At 41.4% G+C, this 26,284-nt stretch carries 42 protein-coding genes and 1 other RNA gene; 34 read left to right on the top strand and 9 right to left on the bottom strand.

Annotated features, from left to right (window positions below; translation table 11 throughout):
* The first annotated feature begins 31 nt into the window (after positions 1 to 31).
* The 31 genes from ACMFNG_RS01735 to ACMFNG_RS01585 all read left to right on the top strand — a co-directional run bounded on the left by ACMFNG_RS01735 (position 32) and on the right by ACMFNG_RS01585 (position 18,189).
* Positions 32 to 1,270, top strand: a complete 1,239-nt coding sequence (locus ACMFNG_RS01735; RefSeq protein WP_011012970.1) for an HD domain-containing protein — start codon at positions 32 to 34, stop codon at positions 1,268 to 1,270.
* A gap of 84 nt (positions 1,271 to 1,354) precedes the next feature.
* Positions 1,355 to 1,750, top strand: coding sequence for a cell division protein SepF (locus ACMFNG_RS01730; RefSeq protein WP_014835563.1), 396 nt, complete (start codon positions 1,355 to 1,357; stop codon positions 1,748 to 1,750).
* A gap of 104 nt (positions 1,751 to 1,854) precedes the next feature.
* Entirely contained in the window at positions 1,855 to 2,694 is an 840-nt protein-coding gene (locus tag ACMFNG_RS01725; protein ID WP_011012968.1) for a CBS domain-containing protein, read from the top strand.
* Between the two features lie 148 nt (positions 2,695 to 2,842).
* Positions 2,843 to 3,625, top strand: coding sequence for a putative RNA uridine N3 methyltransferase (locus ACMFNG_RS01720; protein ID WP_011012967.1), 783 nt, complete (start codon positions 2,843 to 2,845; stop codon positions 3,623 to 3,625).
* A 2-nt stretch (positions 3,626 to 3,627) separates the two neighbouring features.
* On the top strand, positions 3,628 to 4,725 hold the full coding sequence (locus ACMFNG_RS01715; RefSeq protein ID WP_011012966.1) for a 50S ribosomal protein L3: 1,098 nt from the start codon (positions 3,628 to 3,630) through the stop codon (positions 4,723 to 4,725).
* Between the two features lie 15 nt (positions 4,726 to 4,740).
* Entirely contained in the window at positions 4,741 to 5,508 is a 768-nt protein-coding gene (gene rpl4p / locus ACMFNG_RS01710) for a 50S ribosomal protein L4 (protein WP_011012965.1), read from the top strand.
* 5 nt (positions 5,509 to 5,513) lie between these two features.
* Positions 5,514 to 5,774, top strand: coding sequence for a 50S ribosomal protein L23 (locus tag ACMFNG_RS01705; protein ID WP_014835564.1), 261 nt, complete (start codon positions 5,514 to 5,516; stop codon positions 5,772 to 5,774).
* 11 nt (positions 5,775 to 5,785) lie between these two features.
* A complete protein-coding gene (locus tag ACMFNG_RS01700) occupies positions 5,786 to 6,505 on the top strand; it encodes a 50S ribosomal protein L2 (protein ID WP_011012963.1) in 720 nt (239 codons plus the stop codon).
* A gap of 10 nt (positions 6,506 to 6,515) precedes the next feature.
* Positions 6,516 to 6,914, top strand: a complete 399-nt coding sequence (rpsS, locus tag ACMFNG_RS01695) for a 30S ribosomal protein S19 (RefSeq protein WP_011012962.1) — start codon at positions 6,516 to 6,518, stop codon at positions 6,912 to 6,914.
* A 10-nt stretch (positions 6,915 to 6,924) separates the two neighbouring features.
* Positions 6,925 to 7,392 (top strand): 50S ribosomal protein L22, encoded by a 468-nt coding sequence (gene rplV, locus ACMFNG_RS01690; RefSeq protein WP_011012961.1) that lies wholly within the window; start codon positions 6,925 to 6,927, stop codon positions 7,390 to 7,392.
* A gap of 4 nt (positions 7,393 to 7,396) precedes the next feature.
* Positions 7,397 to 8,029, top strand: coding sequence for a 30S ribosomal protein S3 (rpsC, locus tag ACMFNG_RS01685; RefSeq protein ID WP_011012960.1), 633 nt, complete (start codon positions 7,397 to 7,399; stop codon positions 8,027 to 8,029).
* Positions 8,016 to 8,234 carry a 50S ribosomal protein L29 gene (gene rpmC / locus ACMFNG_RS01680; protein WP_011012959.1) on the top strand — a complete coding sequence of 73 codons (219 nt, stop codon included), beginning with the start codon at positions 8,016 to 8,018 and terminating at the stop codon, positions 8,232 to 8,234. The genes rpsC and rpmC overlap by 14 nt, the downstream gene beginning before the upstream one ends.
* A 9-nt stretch (positions 8,235 to 8,243) precedes the next feature.
* Positions 8,244 to 8,543: a stress response translation initiation inhibitor YciH gene (yciH, locus tag ACMFNG_RS01675; RefSeq protein WP_193328784.1), complete on the top strand. Its 300-nt coding sequence runs from the start codon at positions 8,244 to 8,246 to the stop codon at positions 8,541 to 8,543.
* Entirely contained in the window at positions 8,429 to 8,812 is a 384-nt protein-coding gene (gene rnp1, locus ACMFNG_RS01670) for a ribonuclease P protein component 1 (RefSeq protein WP_011012957.1), read from the top strand. The genes yciH and rnp1 overlap by 115 nt, the downstream gene beginning before the upstream one ends.
* The gene (locus ACMFNG_RS01665) at positions 8,809 to 9,150 is read left to right on the top strand and encodes a 30S ribosomal protein S17 (RefSeq protein ID WP_011012956.1); all 342 of its coding nucleotides are present in this window, start codon (positions 8,809 to 8,811) and stop codon (positions 9,148 to 9,150) included. The genes rnp1 and ACMFNG_RS01665 overlap by 4 nt, the downstream gene beginning before the upstream one ends.
* A gap of 5 nt (positions 9,151 to 9,155) precedes the next feature.
* Positions 9,156 to 9,581 carry a 50S ribosomal protein L14 gene (locus tag ACMFNG_RS01660; protein WP_011012955.1) on the top strand — a complete coding sequence of 142 codons (426 nt, stop codon included), beginning with the start codon at positions 9,156 to 9,158 and terminating at the stop codon, positions 9,579 to 9,581.
* Between the two features lie 10 nt (positions 9,582 to 9,591).
* The gene (rplX, locus tag ACMFNG_RS01655; RefSeq protein WP_014835567.1) at positions 9,592 to 9,957 is read left to right on the top strand and encodes a 50S ribosomal protein L24; all 366 of its coding nucleotides are present in this window, start codon (positions 9,592 to 9,594) and stop codon (positions 9,955 to 9,957) included.
* Complete coding sequence (locus tag ACMFNG_RS01650; RefSeq protein WP_011012953.1) at positions 9,957 to 10,688, top strand: 30S ribosomal protein S4e; 732 nt, start codon at positions 9,957 to 9,959, stop codon at positions 10,686 to 10,688. The genes rplX and ACMFNG_RS01650 overlap by 1 nt, the downstream gene beginning before the upstream one ends.
* Positions 10,689 to 10,698: 10 nt before the next feature.
* A complete protein-coding gene (locus ACMFNG_RS01645) occupies positions 10,699 to 11,259 on the top strand; it encodes a 50S ribosomal protein L5 (RefSeq protein WP_011012952.1) in 561 nt (186 codons plus the stop codon).
* A gap of 4 nt (positions 11,260 to 11,263) precedes the next feature.
* Entirely contained in the window at positions 11,264 to 11,434 is a 171-nt protein-coding gene (locus tag ACMFNG_RS01640) for a 30S ribosomal protein S14 (protein ID WP_011012951.1), read from the top strand.
* Between the two features lie 15 nt (positions 11,435 to 11,449).
* Complete coding sequence (locus ACMFNG_RS01635; protein WP_011012950.1) at positions 11,450 to 11,842, top strand: 30S ribosomal protein S8; 393 nt, start codon at positions 11,450 to 11,452, stop codon at positions 11,840 to 11,842.
* A gap of 19 nt (positions 11,843 to 11,861) precedes the next feature.
* Complete coding sequence (locus tag ACMFNG_RS01630) at positions 11,862 to 12,416, top strand: 50S ribosomal protein L6 (protein WP_011012949.1); 555 nt, start codon at positions 11,862 to 11,864, stop codon at positions 12,414 to 12,416.
* Positions 12,417 to 12,426: 10 nt separating this feature from the next.
* Positions 12,427 to 12,819, top strand: a complete 393-nt coding sequence (locus ACMFNG_RS01625) for a 50S ribosomal protein L32e (RefSeq protein ID WP_011012948.1) — start codon at positions 12,427 to 12,429, stop codon at positions 12,817 to 12,819.
* A gap of 11 nt (positions 12,820 to 12,830) precedes the next feature.
* Complete coding sequence (locus ACMFNG_RS01620) at positions 12,831 to 13,283, top strand: 50S ribosomal protein L19e (RefSeq protein ID WP_011012947.1); 453 nt, start codon at positions 12,831 to 12,833, stop codon at positions 13,281 to 13,283.
* 11 nt (positions 13,284 to 13,294) lie between these two features.
* A complete protein-coding gene (locus ACMFNG_RS01615; protein WP_011012946.1) occupies positions 13,295 to 13,906 on the top strand; it encodes a 50S ribosomal protein L18 in 612 nt (203 codons plus the stop codon).
* Positions 13,903 to 14,613: a 30S ribosomal protein S5 gene (gene rpsE / locus ACMFNG_RS01610; protein ID WP_011012945.1), complete on the top strand. Its 711-nt coding sequence runs from the start codon at positions 13,903 to 13,905 to the stop codon at positions 14,611 to 14,613. The genes ACMFNG_RS01615 and rpsE overlap by 4 nt, the downstream gene beginning before the upstream one ends.
* A gap of 11 nt (positions 14,614 to 14,624) precedes the next feature.
* Positions 14,625 to 15,092, top strand: a complete 468-nt coding sequence (locus ACMFNG_RS01605) for a 50S ribosomal protein L30 (RefSeq protein ID WP_011012944.1) — start codon at positions 14,625 to 14,627, stop codon at positions 15,090 to 15,092.
* Positions 15,093 to 15,102: 10 nt separating this feature from the next.
* Positions 15,103 to 15,546: an uL15m family ribosomal protein gene (locus ACMFNG_RS01600; protein WP_011012943.1), complete on the top strand. Its 444-nt coding sequence runs from the start codon at positions 15,103 to 15,105 to the stop codon at positions 15,544 to 15,546.
* A gap of 51 nt (positions 15,547 to 15,597) precedes the next feature.
* Positions 15,598 to 17,004 carry a preprotein translocase subunit SecY gene (gene secY / locus ACMFNG_RS01595; protein WP_011012942.1) on the top strand — a complete coding sequence of 469 codons (1,407 nt, stop codon included), beginning with the start codon at positions 15,598 to 15,600 and terminating at the stop codon, positions 17,002 to 17,004.
* Between the two features lie 74 nt (positions 17,005 to 17,078).
* Positions 17,079 to 17,669, top strand: coding sequence for an adenylate kinase (locus tag ACMFNG_RS01590; protein WP_011012941.1), 591 nt, complete (start codon positions 17,079 to 17,081; stop codon positions 17,667 to 17,669).
* On the top strand, positions 17,662 to 18,189 hold the full coding sequence (locus ACMFNG_RS01585) for an EMC3/TMCO1 family protein (RefSeq protein ID WP_011012940.1): 528 nt from the start codon (positions 17,662 to 17,664) through the stop codon (positions 18,187 to 18,189). Before ACMFNG_RS01590 ends, ACMFNG_RS01585 begins: the two co-directional genes overlap by 8 nt.
* Here the strand turns inward: ACMFNG_RS01585 and ACMFNG_RS01580 are convergent.
* The 5 genes from ACMFNG_RS01580 to ACMFNG_RS01560 form a co-directional block, all read right to left on the bottom strand.
* Complete coding sequence (locus ACMFNG_RS01580) at positions 18,186 to 19,322, bottom strand: NAD(P)/FAD-dependent oxidoreductase (RefSeq protein WP_011012939.1); 1,137 nt, start codon at positions 19,320 to 19,322, stop codon at positions 18,186 to 18,188. The two genes, ACMFNG_RS01585 and ACMFNG_RS01580, sit on opposite strands and share 4 nt — an antisense overlap.
* Positions 19,319 to 19,579, bottom strand: a complete 261-nt coding sequence (locus tag ACMFNG_RS01575) for a (2Fe-2S)-binding protein (RefSeq protein ID WP_011012938.1) — start codon at positions 19,577 to 19,579, stop codon at positions 19,319 to 19,321. Before ACMFNG_RS01575 ends, ACMFNG_RS01580 begins: the two co-directional genes overlap by 4 nt.
* Positions 19,576 to 20,082 (bottom strand): 4Fe-4S binding protein, encoded by a 507-nt coding sequence (locus tag ACMFNG_RS01570; RefSeq protein WP_048059065.1) that lies wholly within the window; start codon positions 20,080 to 20,082, stop codon positions 19,576 to 19,578. The genes ACMFNG_RS01575 and ACMFNG_RS01570 overlap by 4 nt, the downstream gene beginning before the upstream one ends.
* Positions 20,079 to 21,503: an FAD-dependent oxidoreductase gene (locus ACMFNG_RS01565; RefSeq protein WP_011012936.1), complete on the bottom strand. Its 1,425-nt coding sequence runs from the start codon at positions 21,501 to 21,503 to the stop codon at positions 20,079 to 20,081. Before ACMFNG_RS01565 ends, ACMFNG_RS01570 begins: the two co-directional genes overlap by 4 nt.
* 66 nt (positions 21,504 to 21,569) lie before the next feature.
* On the bottom strand, positions 21,570 to 22,133 hold the full coding sequence (locus tag ACMFNG_RS01560) for a CBS domain-containing protein (protein ID WP_011012935.1): 564 nt from the start codon (positions 22,131 to 22,133) through the stop codon (positions 21,570 to 21,572).
* A 256-nt stretch (positions 22,134 to 22,389) separates the two neighbouring features.
* Here ACMFNG_RS01560 and ACMFNG_RS01555 point away from each other — a divergent pair.
* Positions 22,390 to 22,445: C/D box small nucleolar RNA (locus tag ACMFNG_RS01555), an RNA gene on the top strand.
* An 18-nt stretch (positions 22,446 to 22,463) separates the two neighbouring features.
* Positions 22,464 to 23,093, top strand: coding sequence for a CRISPR-associated protein Cas4 (gene cas4 / locus ACMFNG_RS01550; RefSeq protein ID WP_011012934.1), 630 nt, complete (start codon positions 22,464 to 22,466; stop codon positions 23,091 to 23,093).
* On the opposite strand, the gene ACMFNG_RS01545 is transcribed toward cas4, so the two are convergent.
* From ACMFNG_RS01545 to ACMFNG_RS01530, 4 genes are all read right to left on the bottom strand, one after another.
* Positions 23,072 to 23,566 (bottom strand): metallophosphoesterase, encoded by a 495-nt coding sequence (locus ACMFNG_RS01545; protein WP_011012933.1) that lies wholly within the window; start codon positions 23,564 to 23,566, stop codon positions 23,072 to 23,074. The genes cas4 and ACMFNG_RS01545 overlap by 22 nt on opposite strands.
* An 18-nt stretch (positions 23,567 to 23,584) precedes the next feature.
* Positions 23,585 to 23,878 (bottom strand): Gar1/Naf1 family protein, encoded by a 294-nt coding sequence (locus ACMFNG_RS01540; RefSeq protein ID WP_014835568.1) that lies wholly within the window; start codon positions 23,876 to 23,878, stop codon positions 23,585 to 23,587.
* Positions 23,879 to 23,912: 34 nt separating this feature from the next.
* Positions 23,913 to 24,521, bottom strand: coding sequence for an ArsR/SmtB family transcription factor (locus tag ACMFNG_RS01535; protein ID WP_011012931.1), 609 nt, complete (start codon positions 24,519 to 24,521; stop codon positions 23,913 to 23,915).
* 83 nt (positions 24,522 to 24,604) lie between these two features.
* Positions 24,605 to 25,261, bottom strand: coding sequence for an HAD family hydrolase (locus tag ACMFNG_RS01530; protein ID WP_011012930.1), 657 nt, complete (start codon positions 25,259 to 25,261; stop codon positions 24,605 to 24,607).
* Between the two features lie 56 nt (positions 25,262 to 25,317).
* Here ACMFNG_RS01530 and ACMFNG_RS01525 point away from each other — a divergent pair, with 56 nt between their 5' ends.
* Positions 25,318 to 26,241: an SDR family oxidoreductase gene (locus tag ACMFNG_RS01525; protein ID WP_011012929.1), complete on the top strand. Its 924-nt coding sequence runs from the start codon at positions 25,318 to 25,320 to the stop codon at positions 26,239 to 26,241.
* Positions 26,242 to 26,284 lie beyond the last annotated feature (43 nt).

The following is a 26,284-nucleotide window of genomic DNA, read 5'->3' as shown; positions in this document are numbered from 1 at the left end:
ATTACTTCCTAAATCTAGCTGGGGGCATAGCGTGAGCGATGGGAAAATAATTCACGATCCAGTCCATGGCAGTATGAAAATCCCTGAGGAATTAATTAAACTTGTAGACACTCCTGAGATTCAGAGGTTGCGATATATTCGCCAGTTGGGGCTCGCTAACTTAGTATACCCTGGAGCTAACCACTCTAGGTTTGAACACTCTTTAGGTGTTTGGTATTTAGCAAAAAAGCTAAGCAGTGAATTGGACATCCCAAGGGATGAAGCTTTGCTGGTTCAAATTTCTGCATTACTTCATGATATAGGACATGGGCCATTTAGTCATACTTTTGAGAGAGTTTACAAAGAAAGGTTAAAGATTGGGGACCACATGGAAATTAGTAGGAAAATTATTGAGGGGAAAATAGATATAGTTGAGAATGGTGGGGAGATACCTGATATAATTTCTGATCTAGGATATAGTCCAAAAGAGGTCGGGGAATTAATATGTGGAGTACATAAAAAGAAGTATCTAAGCATGATAATAAATGGAGACATTGATGTAGACCAGCTTGATTATTTGGCTAGAGATGCTCACTATACTGGAGTTGCTCATGGGATAATCGACTTGGAGAGACTCTTAAATGTGATGAAAATACACGATAATGAACTTGTTGTTGATGAAAAAGGACTTGAAGCCGTTGAAGGTATGCTGGTTGCTAGATCTCTAATGTATTCTAGGGTATATTTCCATAGGACTGTTAAGATAGCCGAGGCAATGTTGATAAAGGGTGTGGAATTTGCTCTAGATAGTGGAGAACTGTTTGATTTTTGGAAAATGACTGATGATAGGCTAATAGTCGAACTTGAAGATATTGGTGGCTTTCCGAGTGAAATTATACAAAAAATTAGGAGAAGGGAGTTGTATAAACCAGCAGTTATTGTAGGGCCTCAGGATCTAACGGGGGACGAGAGAAGAATAATAGCTTCTCTCTACAAGAATACCAAAAAAATAAGAGAGCTGGAAAATGAACTTGCTGATAGAGTGGGTGCAAGCGAAGGAGAAGTGATAATTGAACTCTCTGTTCCTGAATTAATCATAAGCGAGCCTCGTCTTAAGCAAATCGAAATATCAATTCTTCTTGGTGATGGAAAAAAAGAACCTTTAACAAAGGTTACTCCTTTAGCTTCTGCAATTAAGAGAAGACAAACTCCTAGATGGATCCTTATAATAGCAACACCCCCTAATTATGTAGAGAAAGTAAAAAGTGTTTGGAGAAAAGTTATCTTTTAGAAGTATTGAAAAAATGGAAAAAGATTATAAGCTTGCAAACTAAATTTTCTTTAGCACTCTAATTACTAAACTGGGGTGGTTAAAGTGGGGCTATTTGACAAGCTTAAAAAGGCGGAAGTTCAGAAAAAGGTTCCCTCATCTCTTAAGAGTAGAATAAAGGAAGAGCCCTCTGAAGTTGAACTTGTACCAGTGGAAGAAGAGGTTTTGGCAAAAGAGTTAGTAAAGCCAAAGGTAGTATACATAAAGAAAATTGTGATTTCTACTCATGCTGATCTCAAGAGGGTTAGTGACGAGCTAAAAAGTGGTAATATAGTAATTGTAGAGCTTACACCGCTAGAACAGAAGCCTGAATTACTGAAGAAAATAGCTGAACAATTAATGACAACAGCCTCAATCATAGGAGGGGATTATGCCAAGATATGCGGAAGTCCTTTAAAGGTAATCTTAACTCCTCCAGAAATTAAGATTGCGAAAGAGTAAATACCTTCTTTTTCTTTGCTCAGTATTTTATGTTGTTTCTTTTTACCTCTGTGATAAAACTTAAATATATCTAAAATCCCGTAGTCTCATTTGGGTGGTAGACAGTGAAAGTTAAAACAATAATGACACCAAATCCAGTGACTATAACACTTCCTGCTACTAGAAACTATGCACTAGAGCTTTTCAGGAAGCATAAGGTAAGAAGTTTCCCAGTAGTTAATAAAGAAGGAAAATTAGTTGGAATAATAAGCATAAAAAGAGTGCTAACTAACGTAGATGAGGAACAACTAGCAATGCTAGTTAAAAGAGACGTTCCCACAGTTAAGCCAGATGATACCTTAAAGAAAGCCGCCAAATTAATGCTCGAGTATGACTATAGAAGGGTTGTAGTTATTGATGAGGAAGGTAAACCTGTTGGTATACTAACCGTTGGAGATATCATCAGGAGATATCTAGCAAAAAGCGAAAAATACAAAGATGTTGAAATTGAACCCTATTATCAGAGATATGTGAGTGTTGTTTGGAGAGGAACTCCTCTTATGGCAGCACTTAAGGCTTTGCTGTTGTCAAACGCAATGGCATTGCCAGTAATTGATGACGACGGTAAGTTAATTGGAATAGTAGATGAGACTGATCTCCTTAGAGATAGCGAAATCGTTAGGATTATGAAAAGCACTGAACTTGCCGCCTCAAGTGAAGAGGAATGGATTCTTGAGAGCCATCCAACCCTGCTCTTTGAGAAGTTTGAACTTAAATTGCCAAATAAGCCAGTCGAGGATATTATGACTAGGGATGTTATAGTGGCAACTCCTCACATGACTGTGCATGAAGTTGCAAGAAAAATGGTTAAATATAAAATAGAACAACTTCCTGTGATTAGAGGAGATGGGGATTTAGTAGGTTTGATAAGGGATTTTGATCTTTTAAAGGTTCTCGTTAAGTAGTTTTTGGTTTTCTCCTTTTTCTTGAAAATTGCAAAAATTTTTTAAAAATTTTTGAATTGTGAGGGTGGAAACCTTCGAAACCCTTTTAAATTTATTATTGAAACACCACAACAGCTCTCATGATTAAAAAGGGTGTTGGAGAGCAGAAATGGCGTGGCATGTCTTCATTCCAGACTCTCTATTGGAGGAAGCAAATGACCCCAAAATAAAGGCATACAAAGTAGGCCAAGTAGCAAGGGCATGTGCAATCTTCGGAGTAGAGCACATATGGATATACAAGGCGGGAGGAAAGGATGGGAAATTTATCAAACTCCTCCTAGAATATGCAGAAACCCCTCAGTACCTGAGAAAAAGAATATTTCCTATTACTCCAGAGTTAAAGTATGCAGGAGTCATTCCACCCCTCCAAATTCCAAGCCATAAACCAAAGGCTCCACCAAGGATAGGGGAAATACGAGAAGGCTATGCCTACAGAAAAGGAAAGAAACTGTTTGCAGATATAGGGCTAGATAGACCAGCTTTGATCAAGGGAGTTGCAAGAGAAGGGAGAGGAACCTTTAAGATAATATCAGTAAACCCTCTAAGAGTGATTCCAGCAGAACCTTCGGAGTACTGGGGATACAAGGTACATCTCAGTAGGAAAACATTGGCAAAAACACTTAAAAAGGCAAACCTCGACGTGGTCATCGCAACCTCGAGGAAGGGTGTTGATGTGAGAAGTGCCGAAGTGCCCTTGGAGGGCGAGGTAGGAATAGTATTCGGCTCTCCAAAAAAAGGTGTAATAGAGATATTAAAGGAGTACAATGAGGATTATGAATTTGATTTAATCCTAAATACAATCCCTGAACAAAAAACAAAGACCGTTAGAACGGAGGAAGCCTTGCTTGCTACATTGGCGATATTTAATTTCATGAGGAAAAGGGGTGATTAAAAATGGGTAAGGTTCACAGACCAAGAAGGGGATCATTGGGATTCAGCCCAAGAAAAAGGGCAAAAAGTATAGTTCCGAGAATTAGGAGTTGGCCAAAGGAAACTGAAGTAAGGATGTTAGGTTTCGCTGGATACAAGGCTGGAATGACTCACATATTAATGATAGATGACGAGCCAGGGCTGACTAACGGGAAAGAGATCTTTATGCCTGTGACAATTATAGAGACTCCACCACTCAGGGTATTCGGAATTAGAGCTTATAGAATGGGATACCTGGGACTTGAAACAGCCACAGAAGTTATAGTTCCAGACTTTCCATTGGACAACTATCCAGCAAAAGAAAGAAAAGGCAAACCTAAGCCAAAAATGACCTTCTACAAGCTACTAGAGAGAAGAATAGCTACTCTTCCAAAGAATTACACCCAGGAAATGTTTGAACAGAAGCTTGGCCAGTTAGAGGACATGATAAAAGAAGGAGAGATAGTTGATGTTAGGGCTATAGTTGCAACTCAGCCCTGGGTTATTAAGCTCAAGAAGAAGCCCGAAGTTATGGAATATGCTATTGGTGGAACTAGCGTGGAGGAGAAGTTTAACTACATAAAGGAAAAACTAGGAAAAGAGCTAAGGGTTGGAGAAGTCCTAAAGGAAGGGGAACTCCTTGATGTTATTGCAGTTACAAAGGGTAAGGGAACCCAGGGTCCTGTAAAGAGATGGGGAATTAAGCTTAGAGCCCACAAGGATAGTAAGGGAAGAAGAAAAGTAGGTTCAATTGGTCCATGGCATCCAGCAAGAGTAATGTGGACTGTTCCAATGGCCGGACAAATGGGATTCCACCACAGGACTGAGCTTAATAAGAGACTAATAGCTATCGGAGAAAACGGTAAGCTCAAGCTCGACGAGAATACTGAGATTGAAATTACTCCAAAGGGTGGATTTCCACACTATGGAATTGTTAGAAGCGACTTCATGATGATAGCTGGAAGCGTTCCTGGAGCAATAAAAAGAATAATTAGAGTAAGACCTGCTATAAGACCTCCAAAGAAGAAGCCACCTGTCCAAAGGCCTCAGATAACTTATGTAAGTGTAGAATCAAAGCAGTGAGATGGGGTGAGATAAATGAAGGTAAAGGTTTTTGACCTTAACGGTCAACCTGTTGGCGAAATAGAGCTTCCGAAGGTATTCTTCACTCCTTTTAGGCCAGACCTTATTAGAAGAGCTGTTATTGCATCCTGGACTCACAGAATTCAACCTCAAGGAAGAGATCCAATGGCTGGTAAAAGGAGAGTTACCGAAAACATTGGAAAGGGACACAGCATGGCAAGAGTTGAAAGGCTAAAGACACCTCCAAGGTATGCAGCATTTGTCCCATTTGCCAGAGGTGGAAGAAGAACGCACCCACCAAAGGTTGAGAAGATAATATGGGAAGATATTAACAAGAAGGAGAAGAGACTGGCATTAATGAGTGCAATAGCAGCTACCGCTAACTATGATTTAGTAAGAGCTAGAGGCCACATAATTGATAACGTTCCTCAACTTCCGTTGATAGTTGTGGATGATCTTCAAAAGGTTCAGAAGACAAGGGAAACTAGAGAAATATTCAAGAAGCTTGGAATATGGGATGATATCGTTAGAGCAAAAGAGAAGTCTGGAGTAAGAGCTGGAAAGGGTAAAATGAGAGGAAGAAGGTACAAGAAGGCCAAGGGTCCATTGATCGTAGTTGGAAAGAATGAGGGAATTGTCCTTGGAGCAAGAAACCACCCAGGTGTTGATGTAGTGGTTGTGGACAACCTCGGAGTTGAACATTTGGCTCCTGGAACTCACCCAGGTAGATTAACTGTTTGGACAGTTAGTGCTATAGAGAGACTTAGGGAGTTGTATGGGTGATGAAAATGGATCCTTACAAGGTTATAATTAGGCCCGTTGTTACGGAAAAAGCGATATCGTTAATTGAAAAAGAGAACAAGCTTACATTTATAGTTGACAGGAGAGCCACAAAACAGGACATTAAGAGAGCTGTAGAAGAGATCTTCAATGTAAAAGTTGAAAAAGTTAACACTCTTATTACCCCAAGAGGAGAAAAGAAGGCATATGTGAAGCTCAAGCCAGAGTATAGTGCAAGTGAAGTAGCTGCGAGATTAGGATTGTTCTGAGGTGATGGAAAATGGGTAAGAGTTTAATTCAGCAAAGGAGAGGTAAAGGAAGTCCCACATTTAAATCCCCCTCTCATAGGTTTAGGGGTGCTGTGAAGTATATCCCACTCAACTATACTCAAGAAAAGACTCTCAGGGGAGTAGTAGAGGAAATCATGCATGACCCCGGTAGAACTGCTCCAGTGGCAAGAGTTAAGTTTGAGAATGGTATTGAAAAGTTGATAATTGCCCCAGAAGGATTACTCGTGGGACAAGAAATCTATATAGGGCCAGACGCTCCAATTGCCGTGGGGAACACACTACCATTGGCTAAGATCCCTGAAGGTACATACGTATATAATATTGAAGGCATTCCTGGAGATGGAGGAAAATACGTGAGGGCAGGAGGAACTTACGCTTTAGTAGTCTCTAGAGAGCCAGATAAAGTAATAGTACAACTTCCAAGTGGTGAGCTTAAGGCTTTCAACCCAATGTGTAGGGCAACAATTGGGGTTGTTGCTGGTGGTGGAAGGTTAGAAAAGCCATTGGTTAAGGCTGGTAAAGCTTACTACAAGTACAAGGCAAGGAACAAGTTCTGGCCAACTCCAAGAGGTGTTAAGATGAACGCTGTGAACCACCCATTCGGTGGTAAGGAGCACCATCCAGGTAAGCCAACAACAACTTCAAGAAGGGCTCCACCAGGAAGAAAGGTTGGTCATATTGCTGCGAGAAGAACTGGTAGAAGGAAGTGAGGTGGTGTAGATGGCGAGGAAAGAGTTTAGATATCGCGGTTATACCCTTGAGCAGTTGATGAATATGTCTCTTGAGGAATTGGCTAGATTATTCCCTGCAAGACAGAGGAGAAGCCTTAAGAGAGGACTTACACCAGAACAGAAGAAGTTGCTTAGAAAAATTAGGCTTGCAAAGAAGGGCAAATACAAAAAGCCAATAAGAACACACTGTAGGGACATGATAATCCTTCCAGAGATGGTAGGGCTGACAATCTATGTCCACAACGGAAAAGAATTCGTTCCAGTGGAAATAAAGCCTGAAATGATCGGTCACTACCTAGGAGAATTTGCACCAACCAGAAAGAAGGTTGAGCACGGAGCTCCTGGTGTTGGTGCTACAAGATCATCAATGTTCGTCGCAGTGAAGTGAGGTGGTTTAAATGGCAAAGCGCTTTGGCTACTCTTTCCAAAATTTTGACCCCAAGAGAATGGCTAGGGCTAGTGCGAGAGATCTTAGAATATCTCCAAAACTCGCAGTTGAAGTGTGCAGAGAGCTTAGGGGCATGATGCTAAATGATGCTCTAAGATATCTGGATGATGTAATTGCCCTAAAGAGACCAGTTCCACTAAAGAGATACAACGACAGTCAGGGCCACAAGCCTGGTAAAGGATTTGGACCTGGAAGATATCCAGTTAAGGTGGCAAAGGCCATAAAGAAAGTCCTGCTTAATGTAAAAAACAATGCTGTGCAAAAAGGTCTCGATCCTGACAAGCTTAAGATTATTCACATTGCCGCTCACAAGGGCCCAGTCCTTAGAGGATGGTATCCTAGAGCATTTGGAAGAGCTACACCCTTTAATGAACAAACTACTCACATAGAAGTTGTCGTCGAGGAAATTAGGAGGTGAGCATATGGCAATTGAGAGGTACTTTATTCGTGAGGCTGTAAGAGAGATGCTCATCGATGAATTCCTTGAAAAAGAGTTAAGAAGGGCAGGTTATGGGGGTCTTGACATTAAGAAGACCCCCTTGGGAACTAAGGTCATAATCTTTGCTGCAAATCCAGGATACGTAATAGGAAGGGGAGGAAGAAGAATAAGAGAGCTTACCAGAATACTTGAAAAGCAGTTTGGTCTTGAGAATCCACAAATTGAAGTTGAAGAGATAAAGAATCCCTACCTTAATGCTAAAGTTCAAGCAGTGAGGTTGGCTCAGGCCTTGGAAAGAGGTATTCACTTCAGAAGGGCGGCATATGCAGCACTTAGAGCAATAATGAACAATGGGGCAAGAGGAGTAGAGATAAGGCTTAGCGGTAAGCTTACGGGAGAAAGAGCTAAGAGCATAAGATTCTACCAAGGATACCTAGCAAAAGTAGGTAACCCTGCGGAAACTTTGGTAAGTAAAGGCTATGCTCAGGCATTGCTTAAGCTTGGAGTCATTGGAGTTAAAGTCGCAATTATGCCTCCAGGAGCAAGACTTCCCGATGAAATTGAGATCATAGAAAAACCAGTTGAGGAAGAGGTGGTGAGCAATGAAGCCGAGTGAAATCAGAGAAATGAGTATTGAGGAGATTGACGCTAAAATTAGGGAGTTAAGGCTTCAGCTTGCAAAGGAGAGGGGACTCCTAACAATGGGAACATCTCTCGAAAATCCTATGGTTATTAGGAATTTGAGGAGAGATATCGCCCGCCTCCTGACAATTAAGAAGGAGAAGCTTAGGGAAAGAGAAAAAGGTAAGGTGAAAAAGTGAAGGTGGTGTTTGGTGCCCAGGATTGTAAACCCCTTGGATGAAATGCTATTTAAGGAGGTACTAAAGGAGCAGCAGAGGATTAGAGTCTACACAGAAAGGGCAAGATACGGAAAGATAAAGACTATAATTGAAGGAATTGATGAAAAAGAGTTTGACCTCGAGGAGATAGCAAAGAAACTCAAGGCGAAGTTAGCATGTGGAGGAACAGCGAAGAACGGGAGAATAGAACTTCAGGGAGATCACAGGGATCGTATCAAGAAATTATTGGTAGAACTTGGATTTTCAGAGGAGCTCATAGAGGTAGAGTAAACAAGAAAAATATAGTATGGCACGAACTAATCGGACTGAAAGTTAGGGTAGTTAACTCTACCCATCCTGGATATGTTGGGATAGAAGGATACGTAATAGATGAAACAAGAAACATGCTCGTGATAGCTGGGGAAAACAAAGTTTGGAAAGTTCCCAAGGATGTCTGCATATTTGAGTTTGAAACATGGGATGGGACAAAGATTAAAATATCTGGTGAAAAATTGGTGGGCAGACCCGAGATGAGACTAAAGAAGAGGTGGAGAAAATGATGAGAGATATAGGTTTGAGAGTACAGCCTCCCGCTGAAAAATGTGACGATCCAAAGTGCCCTTGGCATGGAAACCTAAAGATACACGGTAGGGTATTTGAGGGAATAGTAGTCAGCGACAAGCCAAGAAAGACGGTTACCGTGGAGAGACAATACTACTTTTATCTAAACAAATATGAGAGATATGAGCTCAGAAGAAGCAAGATACACGCTCACAACCCACCATGCATAAACGCAAAGGTTGGAGATAAAGTGCTAATTGCAGAGACAAGGCCCTTGAGCAAGACCAAGCACTTCGTTGTAGTTGCAGTCCTTGAAAGAGCTGAAGAGAGGAGGTGAAGGAAATGGCAAAGAAAGGTGCAGGTGCAACTAGGGGTGTATCTGCCGTAAGACCAACTAGGGCATTACCTGTAGGTGCTTATCTTACTGTAGCAGATAACAGTGGAGCAAAGGTTATCCAAATAATTGGAGTTGTTGAATACCACGGAACAAGGAGGAGACTTGCCTCAGCTGGCGTTGGAGATATGGTAGTTGCTACAGTCAAGAAGGGAAGACCTGACATGAGGCATCAAGTGGTTAGGGCTGTAATAATAAGGCAGAGAAAAGAATATAGAAGGCTTGATGGGATGAGAGTAAAGTTCGAGGACAACGCAGCTGTCATTGTAACGCCCGAAGGAGTTCCAAGGGGAACTGAAATTAGAGGTCCTGTGGCTAGAGAGGCTGCAGAAAGATGGGTTAGAATAGGAAGTATAGCTAGCATAATTGTGTGAGGTGGTAATAATGAAGATAAGCTCAAAGCAACCCAGGAAGCAGAGAAAGTTCCTATATAATGCTCCCCTTCACGTGAGGCAAAAGTTGATGTCTGCTCCTTTAAGTAGGGAGTTAAGGGAGAAGTACAAGGTAAGAAACCTTCCAGTGAGGGTTGGTGATAAGGTTAGGATAATGAGGGGAGACTACAAGGGTCATGAAGGGAAAGTAGTCGAAGTTGACCTAAAGAGATATAGGATATATGTTGAAGGAGCTACTCTAAGAAAGACAAACGGGACAGAGGTCTTCTATCCAATTCACCCTTCAAACGTGATGATTATTGAGCTAAATTTAGAGGATGAGAAGAGAAAGAAAATAATTGAGAGGAGGGCTGGATAATGGCGAGAAAGGGTCCTAAGAGGCACCTTAAGAGACTTGCTGCTCCAACTTCATGGTATATTGAGAGGAAGGCCTACAAATGGGCTGTTAGGCCCAGACCTGGACCTCACAACATGAGAACATCAATACCTCTCCTATACATAGTAAGAGACTACTTGGGGTACGCAAAGACTGCTAGAGAAGCAAGAAAAATACTAAACGAGGGCAAGTTCCTAGTTGATGGAAGGGTTAGAAAGGACTACAAGTTCCCTGTCGGTATAATGGATGTTGTCTCAATTCCAGAAACAGGAGAGCACTACAGAGTCTTGCCAAATAGAATAGGCAAGCTAATCCTTCACCCAATATCTGAAGATGAGGCATTCATAAAGCCTCTGAGAATTAGAAACAAGAGAATGATAAAGGGAGCTAGGGTTCAGCTTAACTTCCACGATGGGACTAACCACATAGTCTCAATAGCCGAAAAGGACAACTACTTCACCTCATACACAGTGTTGATGAAGGTTCCCGAGAGGGAAATCCTTGAAGTGCTACCATTCGAGAAGGGTGCTTACGTCTTCGTAACCCAAGGTAAGAACGTTGCTAGGAAAGGTAGAATAGTGGAAATAAAGAGATTCCCAATGGGTTGGCCAGATGTAGTCACAATTGAAGATGAAGAAGGAGAGCTCTTCGACACGTTAAAAGAGTATGCATTTGTAGTTGGCACAGATAAGCCAAAGATTTCTCTTCCGTGAGGTGGGCTAGATGGCAGTAGAGATACCAAACAAGGAGCAAATTTTAGCTGATTGGGAAGCTCATCCAATGAGAAGGCCTAGAATAGAGAAGGTTACCATAAACATAGGTGTTGGAGAGAGCGGTGAGAGACTAACTAAGGCGGAGATAATGCTTCAACAATTGACAGGTCAGAAGCCAATTAGGAGGAAGGCAAAGAAGACAAACAGAGACTTTGGTATCAGAAGGGGAGAGCCAATTGCTGTAAAGGTGACTCTAAGAGGGCCAAAGGCTTACGAGCTACTGAAGAGATTACTTGCTGCAGTGGACAACAGACTAAAGGCTTCAAGCTTTGACGAGCACGGAAATGTATGTTTCGGAATTGAAGAGCACATAAACATACCGGGAGTGGAGTATGACCCCGAGATTGGAATATTTGGTATGGACGTTTGTGTCACCCTCGAGAGACCTGGGTTTAGAGTGGCTAGAAGAAAGAGGAAGAGGGCTAAGATCCCCACAAGGCACAAGCTTACGAAGGAAGAGGGAATGGTTTACATGATGGAGGAGTTTGGGGTTGAAATAGTGGAGGGATGAGGGAATGGCGAAGGCTGATTATAACAAGAGGAAGCCTAGAAAGTTTGGGAAGGGAGCGAGAAGATGTATAAGATGTGGACAATATGGGCCAATAATAAGGATACAGGGCTTAATGCTTTGTAGGCACTGCTTTAGAGAAGTCGCTCCAAAGCTTGGATTTAGAAAATATGAGTGAGCGAGGTGAAATGAAATGACTCTATTGGATCCATTGGCAAATGCTCTCTCTCACATAACAAATAGCGAGAGGGTTGGAAAGAGAGAGGTTTACATTAAGCCAGCCTCAAAGTTAATTGGAGAAGTTTTGAGGGTTATGCAGAAGTATGGATACATTGGAGAGTTCGAGTTCATCGACGACGGAAGAGCAGGAGTTTACAGAGTTCAGTTGTTGGGTAGAATAAACAAGGCAGGAGCAATAAAGCCTAGGTTCCCAGTGAAAGTTTCAGAGTTCGAAAAGTGGGAGAAGAGATTCCTTCCAGCATTCGAGTTTGGAATATTGATCGTCTCAACGTCCCAGGGAGTCATGAGTCACAAAGAGGCCATCGAGAAGGGAATTGGAGGAAGGTTAATAGCGTATGTATATTGATTGATTGGAGGGAGAAAGAATGCCAGTAGATGCCTGGATTCGTGAGGAAGTTGAAATTCCAGAAGGTGTTGAAGTTACAGTTGAAGGGTACAAGGTTAAAGTTAAGGGTCCAAAGGGCGAGCTAGAGAGAGAATTCTTCTGGCCAGGAATTCAGATATTCACTGAAGATGGAAATGTAGTGATATACAAGGACTTTCCAAGAAGAAAAGATGTTGCAATAGCTCGTACATTTGCAGCTCACATAAGGAACATGATAAAGGGCGTTACTGAGGGCTTTACTTACAAGTTGAAGGTCGTGTACAGCCACTTCCCAATTTCAGTGAAAGTTCAGGGAGATGAGGTAATTATTGAGAACTTCCTTGGTGAAAAAGCGCCAAGAAAAGCAAAGATACTCCCAGGAGTTACTGTAAAAGTTAGAGGACAGGAAATTATTGTAGAAGGAATAGATAAGGAGGCTGTTGGTCAAACTGCGGCCAATATAGAACAAGCTACAAGGATAACTAAGTGGGATAGAAGAATATTCCAGGATGGAATATACATTGTTGAGAAGGCTGGAAAGCCCATAACATTCTGAGGTGAGATAAATGGATGAGAAGGAGTTTAAGAGGCTCCTCCGTGTTAGAGCGAGACTCAAGAGAAAGAAGCCAAGGTTCCTAAGACAAGAATGGTGGAGGTATCCAAAGTTCAAGAATGATCCCAAATGGAGAAGACCAAAGGGTATTGATAGCAAGATGAGGCTCAAGTTAAAAGGAAAGCCAAGATCACCAAGCATCGGTTGGAGCTCTCCAAAGCTCGTTAGAGGTTTACACCCAAGTGGATACGAGGAAGTGCTCGTTCACAATGTAAAGGAACTTGAGGCTCTTGATCCAAAGAGGCAGGCCGCGAGAATTGCACACACCGTAGGAAAGAAGAAGAGAATCGAGATTATAAAGAGAGCTGAGGAACTTGGAATTAAAGTCTTGAACCCCAGGGTGTGAGGTGAAAAAGTATGAACACTCTCAAGATGCAAAGAAGAATAGCTGCTGAAATCCTCAAATGTGGTGAGAATAGAATATGGATTGACCCTGAGAGAATTGATGATGTTGCTTCTGCTATAACAAGGGAAGATATCAAGAGGCTCATAAAAGAGGGGGTCATCAAAAAGAAACCCATTAAGGGGCAGAGCAGATATAGGGCTAAAATTAGGCACGAACAAAAGAAGAAGGGAAGACACAGAGGCCCAGGAAGTAGAAAGGGTAAAAAGACAGCAAGAATGGGTAAGAAGGAGCTCTGGATTAAGACAATTAGAGCCCTAAGAAAGGAACTTAGGAAGCTTAAGGCCCAGAAGAAGATTGATAGGAAGACTTACAGAATGCTCTACATTAGGGCTAAGGGTGGACAATTCAAGAACAAGCACCAGCTATACCTCTTCCTTGAAGAGCATGGTTTGTTGAAGAAGTGAGGTGAAAGAAAATGGCTCACGGTCCTAGGTATAGAGTTCCATTCAGAAGAAGGAGAGAAGGAAAGACAAACTATAGAAAGAGACTCAAGCTCCTCAAGTCAGGCAAGCCAAGGTTAGTTGTTAGAAAGTCCCTTAACCACCACATTGCTCAGATAATAGTCTATGATCCAAAAGGTGATAGAACTCTAGTTTCAGCTCACACAAGAGAGCTCATTAGAGACTTCGGATGGAAGGGCCACTGTGGAAATACTCCTTCAGCATATCTCCTGGGACTCCTCATTGGGTATAAGGCAAAGCAAGCTGGAATTGAAGAGGCTATACTCGATATAGGCCTTCACCCTCCAGTTAGGGGTAGCTCAGTATTTGCCGTGCTAAAAGGTGCCGTTGATGCTGGACTTAACGTTCCGCACAGTCCAGAGATATTCCCAGATGAGTACAGAATTAGAGGAGAGCACATAGCTGAATATGCAAAGATGCTTAAGGAGCAAGATGAGGAGAAGTTTAGAAGGCAGTTTGGTGGTTATCTTGTCAAAGGGTTAGACCCTGAAAAGCTTCCCGAGCACTTTGAAGAAGTCAAAGCGAGAATAATTGAAAAGTTTGAAGGTGAGGGGGCGAGAGAATGAGCCAGGAGTGGAAGGAATACGCTAAAAGGGTTTTAGATGAGTGGGAACCAAAGACTAAGCTCGGAATGATGGTTAAGGAAGGGCAGATAACTGACATTCATGAAATATTCAGAAGAGGTTATCAGATCAAGGAGCCTGAAATAATAGATGTCCTCTTGCCAGAAGTTAATGCAAGAGAGAACCAGGAAGTTCTCGATATAGCTTTGACGGTTAGAATGACTGACAGTGGAAGAAGAGTTAGGTTCAGGGTTTTAGCTGCTGTTGGTAATAGAGATGGTTACGTTGGACTTGGAATTGGGCATGGAAAAGAAGTTGGTATTGCAATAAGAAAAGCAATAAACTATGCAAAGCTGAACATCATCGAGATAAAGAGGGGCTGTGGATCCTGGGAGTGCAGGTGTAGGAGACCTCACTCAGTTCCATTTGCAGTTGAGGGGAAGGAAGGAAGCGTGAGAGTTAGACTAATCCCAGGACCAAGAGGACTTGGACTCGTTATAGGTGACGTAGGAAAGAAGATTCTAAGGCTTGCTGGAGTGCAGGATGTGTGGTCTCAGACATTTGGTGAAACTAGAACAACTGTGAACTTCGCAAAGGCAGTGTTCAATGCCCTATACAACACCAACAGGGTAGCTATTAGCCCTGAGATGATTGAGAGATACGGTATCGTTGTTGGAAGAGCTATGCCAACAACGTTCACATTAGAATGAGGTGACTGAGAATGGCAAAATTAGCTGTAATTAGGATCAGGGGTAGAGTGAATGTTAAGAGGCCCGTGAGAGATACACTTGCAATGTTAAGACTTCATAGGGTAAATCACTGTGTTATAGTTGATGACACTCCCAGCTACCTGGGAATGCTCCAAAAGGCAAAGGATTACATAACTTGGGGAGAGATTAATGCAGAAACCCTAGCAAAGCTAATTAGAAAGAGAGGCAGGCTCATAGGGAACAAGCCAGTAACTGATGAGTATGTGAAAGAAAAGCTAGGAATGACAATCGAAGAATTTGCCCAAAAGGTCGTCAATGGCGAGATGAGCTTGAAGGATCTTCCAAACCTTAAGCCAGTCTTCAGACTTCACCCACCAAGAGGTGGATTCAGGGGAAGCAAGAAGCGTTCCTTCAAAGAAGGAGGGGCCCTGGGTTATCGTGGCGAGAAAATTAATGAACTAATTGAGAGAATGCTGTGAGGTGAAAGCGATGATAAGGAGAAGGAAGAAGGTCAGAAAGTTGAGAGGCAGTCACACTCACGGATGGGGATGTAAGAAGAAGCACAGGGGAGGAGGTAGCAAGGGCGGTAGAGGTATGGCAGGAACTGGAAAGAGAAACAAGAGCAAGTGGACTTGGACAATAAAATATGCCCCCGACCACCTGGGTAAGAGAGGATTTTCAAGACCCCCAGAAGTCCAGAGGGAAGTTAGAGTTGTAAACCTAAAGTTTATCGATGAACACCTCGATGAGCTAATGCAAATGGGCATAGCATATGAAGAAGGAGGAAAAATAATCGTCGATGTAACGCAATTTGCTGATAAAGTCTTAGGTACTGGAAAGCTCACTAGACCTCTAGTAATTAAGGCAAGGGCATTTTCTCCAAAGGCAGAAGAGAAAATTAAGGCTGCTGGAGGAGAAGCTGTTCTCGTTTAATCTCCCTTATTTTTTTGCTTCATGAGAATAAACGAGCAAAGGTGTTGAAACATGGGAGCTAGGGACATAATTTATGCTCTAGAAAGATGGTTTCCCGAGGTTGAAAGGCCAAAGAGACGTGTTCCATTAAGAGAAAGATTTATGTGGACTGGAGTTGCACTAATTCTCTACTATGTTCTCGCTGAAATTCCCGTCTATGGAATCCCTGAAAGAATTCAGGACTACTTCCAGTTTTTAAGAGTGGTATTGGCTGGAAGAAATGGATCAATATTAACTTTAGGAATTGGGCCCATTGTTACCGCGGGAATTATTCTCCAGCTTCTTGTAGGTTCTGAGATAATAAAGCTTGACCTGGCAAATCCCGAAGATAGAAGATTTTACCAAGCACTGCAGAGAGTCTTCTCAGTGTTTATGTGTTTCTTTGAGGCTGCAGTGTGGATACTAGGCGGGGCATTTGGTAGGGTTGGAGTTGATGTTACGTATGCTATAGCAGTGTTGATGATACTTCAACTTGCAATGGGTGGTATAGTCCTAATAATCCTTGACGAGCTCGTTAGTAAGTGGGGAATAGGAAGCGGTATAAGTCTCTTCATAGCTGCTGGAGTGTCTCAAACTATACTCACAAGAAGCCTTAATCCATTAACTGATCCCAACATAATTGACCCCTTAACAGGACAACCTGCAATAGTAGGTGCAATCCCATACTTCATCCAGCACATCCTTAAAGGAGATCTATGGGGGGCTATATATAGAGGAGGGTCAGCTCCAGATATGTTAAGCGTCGTTGCAACAATAGTGGTGTTCTTTATAGTGGTTTACTTTGAGAGCATGCGTGTTGAAATTCCATTGGGATATAGAGGGGTAACAGTGAGGGGAAGTTATCCAATAAGATTCCTTTATGTAAGTAACATTCCGATAATCCTAACGTTTGCCCTTTACGCTAACATTCAGCTTTGGGCCAGAGTGCTTGATAGGCTTGGCCATCCATGGCTTGGAAGATTTGATCCCACTACAGGTTCTCCAATCTCGGGCTTTGTACTCTACGTAATACCTCCAAGAAACATATTCAGCGTTATAGATAACCCCGTTAGGGCGATAGTATATCTCATCCTGACGGTAATTTTCAGTTTGCTATTTGGATACCTGTGGGTAGAACTGACGGGACTCGATGCAAGGTCAATAGCAAGGCAGCTCCAGAGGGCTGGACTTCAAATTCCAGGATTTAGAAGGGATCCAAGAACTTTGGAGAAGGTCTTGCAAAGATATATTCCATATGTGACCTTCTGGGGTTCACTGACAGTAGCTTTAATAGCTGTGTTGGCAGACTTCCTTGGAGCTCTTGGAACGGGAACTGGTATATTACTTACGGTCGGTATCCTCTACAGGTTCTACGAGGAAATTGCAAGAGAACAGATAACAGAGATGTTCCCAGCTTTGAGGAAATTGTTTGGCGCTTAGTCTTTTTGCCTTTTCTTAACTTTCTCCATAATAGTTTTAAATACTTTCAGAATTGTAAAATTTTGGGGTGAGAAATGCCTTTTGTGGTCATCATTACGGGTATTCCTGGGGTTGGAAAAAGCACTATCACGAGACTCGCACTCCAGCGAACGAAAGCTAAATTTAGATTAATAAATTTTGGAGATTTAATGTTTGAGGAAGCTGTCAAGGCAGGGTTGGTTAAGCATAGAGATGAGATGAGGAAGCTTCCCCTTAAAATACAGAGAGAGCTTCAAATGAAGGCTGCAAAGAAAATAACGGAAATGGCAAAAGAGCATCCAATACTCGTTGATACTCATGCAACAATAAAGACTCCTCACGGCTATATGCTGGGCCTGCCTTATGAGGTAGTTAAAACATTAAATCCGAACTTCATTGTAATAATTGAGGCTACTCCTTCGGAGATTCTGGGAAGGCGCCTAAGGGACTTAAAGAGGGACAGGGATGTTGAGACTGAAGAGCAGATTCAGAGGCATCAAGACTTAAATAGGGCTGCCGCGATAGCTTATGCAATGCACTCAAATGCTCTCATCAAGATTATAGAAAATCATGAGGATAAAGGTTTAGAGGAAGCTGTTAATGAGCTGGTCAAGATATTAGATTTGGCGGTGAATGAATATGCTTGAGGGAATTTATTTAGCACTTGACAAGCTATTTGGTCCATTAATAGTCGAAACTCACCCAATATGGGTTGTTACTGTAGCAGGAATAATACTTGGAGCGTTCTTCGTTTTACTAAACTACATTTTTGTTGATCAAGAAAAACTCAAGAAACTTCAGAAGATGGCCAAGGAAATACAGCAAGAATATAGAAAAGCCATGGAAGCTAAAGACGAGAAGAAGCTTAGAAAAATCCAACAAAAGCAATTAGAACTCCTAAAAATGCAGAATGAATTAATGGTAAATGCATTCTTTAAGCCAATGCTCATCAGCTGGCCAATAATTATAATATTCTGGGGATGGCTCAGGAGATGGTATGTTGAGGTGGCTATAGTAAAGTATCCTTTCAGCTTCTTCCTCTTCGACATCTTCCACAAAATGTATCACTCTGCTCTTAAACCAGATGAGCTGGGATTCATAGGATGGTACTTCCTAACCAGTTATGTGGTTGGATCAATACTAAGAAAAATATTAGATATGGCCTAGCCTATCTGGAAGGCAGAAGCTCTCAGTTCACCCCTCTCAAACCTCCATGGATCGAACCACTCCCAGTCTAGTGGAACTTTTGTTTTTCCCTCAACTATCTTTTCTGCCAACGCTTGAGCAACTGCAGGAGCCATCATGAATCCATGGCCCGAGAATCCCACTGCAACGTAAAAGTTCTCTTCAATCATTCCAATTGCTGGGTTCTTATCTGGAGTTTTTGCATAATGGCCGGCCCATTGTCTGACCACGTGAACGTGCTTAAGGGCTGGTATTATCTTGACTGCCCACTTTAGCACTTCTTTAACGAATTCATATGTTGGAGTTACATCATCGGGAGAAGATTCGTATTCTAAAGCCGTTCCGCAGATTACCCCTCCATCCTCTCCATCTTGAATCACATAGCTATCATTCCATGCTGGGGGGCAGACAAGGGGTTCAATTTGCCCTCTTTCTATAGGCTCAGTCTTTACCAGTTGGTGCTTGTATGGTGTTACGGGAATTATATCTTTACCAATCATCTTGTTAATTTCTCTTGCCCAAGCATTTGTGGCGTTAATAATGATGTCTACCTTGAACTCTCCTCTTGTAGTCTTTATTTTCCACTTACTTCCATCCTTTTCTATCCCAACTACTTTCGTGTACTCATAGAACTTCACTCCAAGCCTTTCACCTGCTTTCTTATAAGCATAGAGAGTATGGAATGGACTTGCCTTGCCATCTTCTGGGTTCCATGCTCCAGCAAGGAATGCATCAGCATTTAAAGGAGGAACTATTTCTTTTGCTTCCTCTGGTGTTATTAGTCTTGTTGGAACGCCAAATTTATTCTGGAGCTTTATGTTCTTTTTAAATGCCTCTACTTCCTCCTCAGTGGTGGCTAAGAATAAGTATCCAGTTTGTTGGAACATAATGTTATGACCGAGTTCCTCGCTTAATGTTTTCCATCTCTCTATTGAATACTTCATCAGCTTTATGTTAGCTTCATCTGTAAATTGTGCCCTTATACCACTGGCACATCTGAAGGTTGAACCAGAACCAAAATACCTCTTTTCAAATACGACTACTTCCTCTCCAAGCTTCGCTAATTCATAGGCTGTAGCCACTCCTATAATACCTCCACCAATGATACCAATCATTTTTCTCCCTCCACAAATGCCTCTATTTTTACAGGTCTCACTGGAAATCTAGCATTTGGAAGGGGGATCTCTTCTATCTTTTTCCCAGTTTTTCTTGCGAGAATTGAGATAACTAACGGAATGCAAGTTCTTCCCTGGCAAGGTCCCATTCCCAATCTTAGTAGTCTTCTAAGCTCTTCTAACTCCGTTACCCCTTCATCTATCAGCCTTTCAATTTCTTCAAGTGTGACATCATTACATCGGCAAATTATCTTCATTTTCTCACCACCTTAATTGCCCTAACTTCCCACGCGAGCTCTATTGGAACTTCAACAGTTATAATAGGAGTATCTCCTTTTGACTTCTCCCTGGGAACAATTGCAAGTACTTTTCCTTTCCCAACTTCTTCCCCAACTCTGTTAAGAAGAATGACTTCTTCTCCTTTTTCTGGAAGGGGTAATAGCTCATAGGGCATTGTTATTCTAGCTTTGTCTCCCACATAGTGAATCATGAAGAATGCAAGCCCAGGGCAAACTTGAACGCATAGAGAACATCCTATGCACTTCTCATAGTCCACTTTAGGTATATCGTTTGGATGATCCATCATTACTGCATTAACTGGACATATCTCCTTACATGGAGTACATGGAATTTGCTGAGGGCACTCTGGTATTGCTACGGGTCTTTTTCTGAGTCTTTCTTCGCTCGGCCTTGGGATGATCGAAAAGAGTTCATCGGGGGTTATATAACCTCTCCTTAAATAATTGGGAATTTCCATCATGATCCCTCCAGAAGCTTTTTAATGCCTTCAACTATATGCTTCCCAAAAGGTCCAGAGCGGAATTCTTCGAGCTCCTTTTGTGTTTTAGTTATTTCCCTAACCCAAGATTCGTCTGCAATCCCAAGCCTAAGAGCTGCTGCAACCCCCGCTATTCTTCCCTCCAGCATTGCAGTTGTTGCTTCTTCAATCCCCGCTGTATCTCCTGCCACAAAAATTCCCCTTACTGTTGTCTCCATCCATTCGTCTCTTACTGCAACATGTCCTCCAAGTTCCCTAATATATCTAATTTGACACCCTGCTTGTTGGAGTAACTCTATGCTTGGTCTTAGTCCTACGGCTATTGCAATTAGGTCAACGTCAAGAACCTTTTCTGTTCCTGGAATAGGATTCCAGTTTTCATCTATCTCCACAATTACCGCTCTCTCAACTTTTCCATTTCCTTCAGCTCTAAGAATTGTGTGTCTAGTAAGAATTGGCACTCCTAATCTCCTCACTTTTGCTGCATGAACAAAGTATCCTCCTATTTTTGGCATTGCTTCTACAATCGCTTCAACTTTAACTCCCGCCTGAAGAAGTTGGTAAGCTAGGATTAATCCAACGTTCCCAGCTCCCACTATTAGTGCCTTTTCTCCTGGCTTAATTCCGTAAGTGTTCATTAGAGTTTGAATTGCTCCTGCCCCATATATCCCTGGGAGATCGTTGTTCTCAAAGGGTATTGCTCTCTCCATAGCGCCAGTGGCAACAATTATCGCTTTACCTCTAAATTCTATGAGTTCTTTCTCTTTTCTAACTCCAACCACAATCTTCTCATTTCCCTCTTGGAAAATTCCAACGGCTGAAGTTTCGAGGAATGTTTCAATGTTTCTCTTTCTTATTTCTTCTTCTAGGATCTGAGCTATCTTTATTCCTCTTATTCCAGCGAACTGTTCCCTTTTTCCAAAAAATTTGTGGGTTTGTTTAACCAGCTGACCTCCTAGGATTGGATTTTCGTCAATGAGAACTACCTTAGCCCCAGCATCGTGGGCACTTATTGCAGCCATTAAACCAGCAGGCCCTCCTCCAATGACTATTATATCTCCTTTCACGGTTTTTGCCTTGCTCCCGTTGGAGTTAGCTGGGGGGAGAACTGGTTTGTTCTCCTCAATTTTCATACCGTCTTCAACTAGCGTTATGCACGTTCTGACATTTGGAATTCCGTTTACCGTCATTAAACAAGAGGAGCACTTTCCTATTGCACAGAATAAGCCCCTAGCCCTTTTCTTTATTCTGGAATAGTTGAGTGTCCTTACACCCGCTGCATGGAGAGCTGCTGCTATTGTCTCTCCTTCGTAAGCTTCGATGGGCTTTCCATTGTAATATATCGTTACTTTTCTCGTTCTCTTTTTCTTGAAATCAAGAATAGGATGATCTGTTATTCTCATAATTTCACCTAGATAAAATATCAAAAAATTTATTATGAGCATTTTTTAATACAAACGTTTTTCACTTTAGGTTCTCAACTTAAATATGTCTGAACGAGTTATTATCCCAATAGGCCTTCCATCTTTACCTTGAACTATAACTGCAGGGTGCTCTTCGAGCAAATACTTTATAACTTCCAAATCTTCGTCTTCAGAGACTAAAGGAAATGGTTCTTCCATTATTTCTTTTACAGATTTTGAATATATGTCCTCCTCTTCTAGACTTCTTCTTACTAAAATTCTCTCAGTTATGGAGCCAACAACCCTATCTTTTTCTATTACAGGCACCTGGGAAATGTTATACTTCTTCATTAACTTCACGACTTTCTCGACTTTGTCAGTGGGGGTTACGTAGATTATTGGAGATGACATTATTGCTTTTGCTGTGATTTTTGCTTTTTGGCATTCTATCAAAGCTCTCAGAATTTTGTTGAATGTTGAAAGCCTAGGGTCAACTTTTCCAGCCTCTAACTTTGCAATATATGCTTGAGTAACTCCTGCTTTTCTAGCTAGTTCTTCCTGGGTTATTCCTAACTCCTTTCTTATCCTTCTAATATCCCTTGGATCTATTGGTCTTGGGATGATAACCATGTTTCAATAACCTCCAGTTATCGATAAGAGTGTGTATTTAAAATACTTTTGTGGGCCGGCAACAGAGACCCAGCGGTCATTGATCCCGCGGGCGGATGCACCGGCCCTGTAGGCTCGGCGTGAGCACACCCCGCTCATCGAACCCGAAACCTTGCGGGGGCGGGTTGACCGAGCCCTTGCGAGGGTATTGTACCCTCGCTGTCGGCATAAAATTATTCAATAAAATTCTTAAAAACACTTACGGTATAGAGGATTAGCGGATGATGTGCCTTGCCCAGCCTGAAAGGTGATGATGTCGGTATTAGCTGACGCTTTTCCGGAGGGAAATAAATGATAGAATTTTATGCGAGTGAAGCTTTAATATGTCCAAGAAGGGTTTGGTTTAGAATTAAAGGTTTTCCAGAAAAATGGCCCGAGATAGCTATTCCCAGGTTGAACAAAGGGGTAAAGACCCATGAAGTTATGGGTAAAATTCTGAGGGACGAATTTGGTTTTGAATTGGAAAAGCACATGATACTAAGGTTTCCTAGGTTGGGATTTGAGATTCATGGGAGAATGGATGCATACAAGGAATTTCCTATTGAGATTAAAGGGAAGTCCATTCTTCCTAGATTTCCTCTTGAATATCACTTGGCTCAGCTTAACATATATTTGAGGTGGGCCGAAGCTGAGCGTGGATTCATTTATTATGTAAAACTTCACGATAATCCAGAGAGGATTGTAGAAAGCATTGATTTTAGAGGGTTTCCAAGAATTAAGGGAAAACACCTTAGGGTATTCGAAGTTCCCTACGATGGAACGCTATTTAAGGAGACTGTGAAATTCTTCTATGAACTTAAATTGTATATAAAAGAGGATTCTCTCCCACCAGCTTGGAAAGGGCCTTCATGTAAGTTTTGTCCATATAATTACCTTTGCTCACAGTCTTTCTTGTCTTTCTATAGTGAAAAGACGTTATAAAAATGGACATCAATGTCCTCATTGCTCACTTCTAATATAGCGAATGTAGGCTCGCTCATCCTGGGAAGGGTTGGTGAGCCGGGATTTAACAAAATTATTTCACGACCATAGCTTCTAACTACGTTATAGTAAGGCCTATGAGTGTGTCCAAAAACGAGTATATCAACCTCTTCTTCTAAGGCTTTGTAAGTTAAATTATCTAAGTTTAGCGAGAGAAACTGGTGTCCATGTAAAATTAGTATTGAGAAATTTCCAATTTCGATTTTTTCTTCTTCTGGTAAATCAATTCTATCCATATTCCCCTTAACTGCGATCACTGGAGCTACTTCCTCTAACTTTTCTAAAAACTCTTTACTCGTTATATCTCCTGCATGAATAATGTACTGAACGTTTCTCTTCTTTAAAAATTCAAATATTTGAGGAGGAAAATATGCTTTAGGAATGTGGGTGTCACTAAGCACTCCAACTTTCATCAGAGAGGTCCCCTCTCATCATCTATTCAGCCTTTTCTTCTTTTTCATCCTCTTCTCCTTATTCTTTTTAGGAGATTCTTTTCTCTTTCTCTCATCTACATACAATACTTCTCCCACGTATATTTCTGGATTACTAACTTTTGGTTTTATTGCTACGTATGGCATCTTTACAGGGCCAAAAACGTCCTTTACAATTCCCACAAATTGCAGTCTTTTATCTACCACTCTATCATTTAGAGATGGTACCCAATTAGTCCTAACTATTAGGAAGCCCTGCTTTGCATAGTGTAAAACTTTTCCCAACCTCTTCATTTTTTCACCCTGTTTTTCCATTTTTAAACTAATTTTAAATGTTAATGTTTAGGAATTTTTCCTTTAAACTTCTCGCATACCCAGGGGGAAGTATTTTCTCAATATCTCTAAATATCTCTTCGATAATCTGCCTATTCTCTTCTGCAAGTCTTCTCATAGTGTTTTCTATGTACGTCTCTATTAGTATTCTGGCCTCTTCAAGCTCTCTCTTTTCTTCGATTATTTCTCTTATCCTTTCATTCAGTTCATGGAGGAATTCGGCCAGCTCTCTCATTTTTACATTAATGGGTTCTTGAGATTTTATTAACTCCTTTGCCTGCTCATACTCTGGGCTCTTTCTTACTCCTTTTGCCTCGTACATCTCTGAACCAAATAGGGTTGGTGTGAGAAGTATCTCTAGCCTTAGGCCTTTCTTTATCATGTAATACTTTCTTGGTCTCCCCCTGGGAATTTTCTCAACTCTACTCTCGATTAACCCTGCCTCTTCTAGTATCCTTAGATGCTCTAAGACTGCTTTTTGTCCTACTCCTAATTCTCTACTTAGCTCGCTGACAAAGTAAGGTCTTTTAGTAAGCAGGAATAGTATTCTTCTCCTTGTTTCATTCCCCAATACATCTAATAACCTGTTTAGCTCCTCTCCCATCTCACCTCACCCTATTCTCGCTTTTCTAACATATTGTAAGTAAAACTTAATTTTAAGCTTTTTCGTTTCCTGTGAGAGAGTCTTTAACATCGTGATCTTTTGATTAGATCCACCAATTCCCACAAATTTTGAATATAATAGTCTGCTCCTTCGTATTTCTTCTCCCTTACTATTTGAACAACGGTAACTCCAGCCCTTTTCCCTGCAATTATATCCAGATCACTATCTCCTACCAGAATAGCTTCATCTGGCCTGAGGCCAAGGGTATTTAGGGCCTTATTTATTAGGTATGGGTTCGGTTTCACACCATCTAAATAGGTGTAATCTTTTCCATAAACTACGTCAAAATAGTCGAGAAGATTAAAAGCCTTGAGGACAAGTTCTGTGTTATCTTGAGAAGCGTTGCTTACTGCGGCAAGCTTCAATCCCAACTTCTTTAGTTCTTTTATTGCTTCGACGTCATCATATGTGCGAATTTTTCCCTCATTTAATAGTTCTTCCCTGTATCTTCTATTCGCTTTATCCAAAGCTTTCCAGAAGGTCACGTGATCTATCCCGAATTCTTCAACGTAACTCCTTGGAAGCTCTCCTTTGGCCATCTTTCTAAAAGTTTCCCAGTCAATTAAAATCCCCAGCTTTTTCATTGTGGGCTTTGCTATCTTTTCATACCATTCCTTGAGTGAGTAGCCCTCGTAATAAACTAGTGTTTCATCTACATCGAATATAACCCCTTTGATCATTTCAAACCCCAAAATCCTTTTATCTCAGAAACTTAAATCAGTTCCGGGTTCGAAAAATGAAGAATAAGTTAGTTGTTGTAACGGGAGGAGCGGGGTTCATAGGATCCCACATAGCTGAGGCCTTGGTTGAAGAGAATGAAGTTATTGTTATTGATAACCTGTACTCTGGAAAAATTGAAAACATCCCCCAGGGTGCAAAATTCATTGAGGCTGATATAAGGGATTACTCTTCAATAGCTGAGATAATAAGGGAAGCCGACTATGTTTTCCATGAGGCTGCTCAAATAAGCGTTGAGGAGAGTGTTAGGGATCCTATCTTTACGGATGAAGTCAACGTTATTGGAACTTTGAATATTTTGAAAGCCCTAAGTGAGGGGTCAGGAAAGATAATTTTTGCATCTTCTGCTGCTGTTTATGGAGAGAATAAGAACCTTCCACTTAAGGAGGATTATCTACCGAAGCCGATATCTCCATATGGAGTTAGCAAATTGGCAGGAGAGCATTATGTTAGGGTATTTTACGAGCTCTATGGAGTCCCTGGTGTTATTCTTCGTTATTTTAACGTTTATGGTCCAAGGCAGAGTTCAGCATATGCTGGAGTGATAAGCATTTTCATGAAGAATGCCCTTAAAAATGAACCTTTAGTTATCTTTGGAGACGGAAAGCAAACGAGGGACTTTATATATGTAAAAGACGTCGTTCAGGCCAATTTATTAGTTGCTGAGAAAGAGAGAGCCAATGGAAAGATTTTCAACGTTGCCACTGGAAAGGAAACATCGATACTTGAGCTGGCCTTAAAGATTATAGACCTCACAAGCTCCTCTTCTCAAATTTTATTTGCTCCTGAACGGCCTGGGGATATAAAGAGAAGTGTTGCAGATATAAATGAAATTAGAAAGCTTGGATTCGAGCCTTCTTATTCTCTAGAGGAGGGGTTAAAGGAAACACTTGAATGGTTTAAAAAATGGAAATACTTTTAACTACATGAAATTATTTGGAATTGTCAAGATTATGAGGTGAATT

It is taken from the genome of Pyrococcus woesei (genome assembly GCF_050496105.1).
Lineage (GTDB): Archaea > Methanobacteriota_B > Thermococci > Thermococcales > Thermococcaceae > Pyrococcus > Pyrococcus furiosus.
Note: the sequence above shows the minus strand (reverse complement) of the source record. Positions and strands in the feature narration are given on the sequence as shown.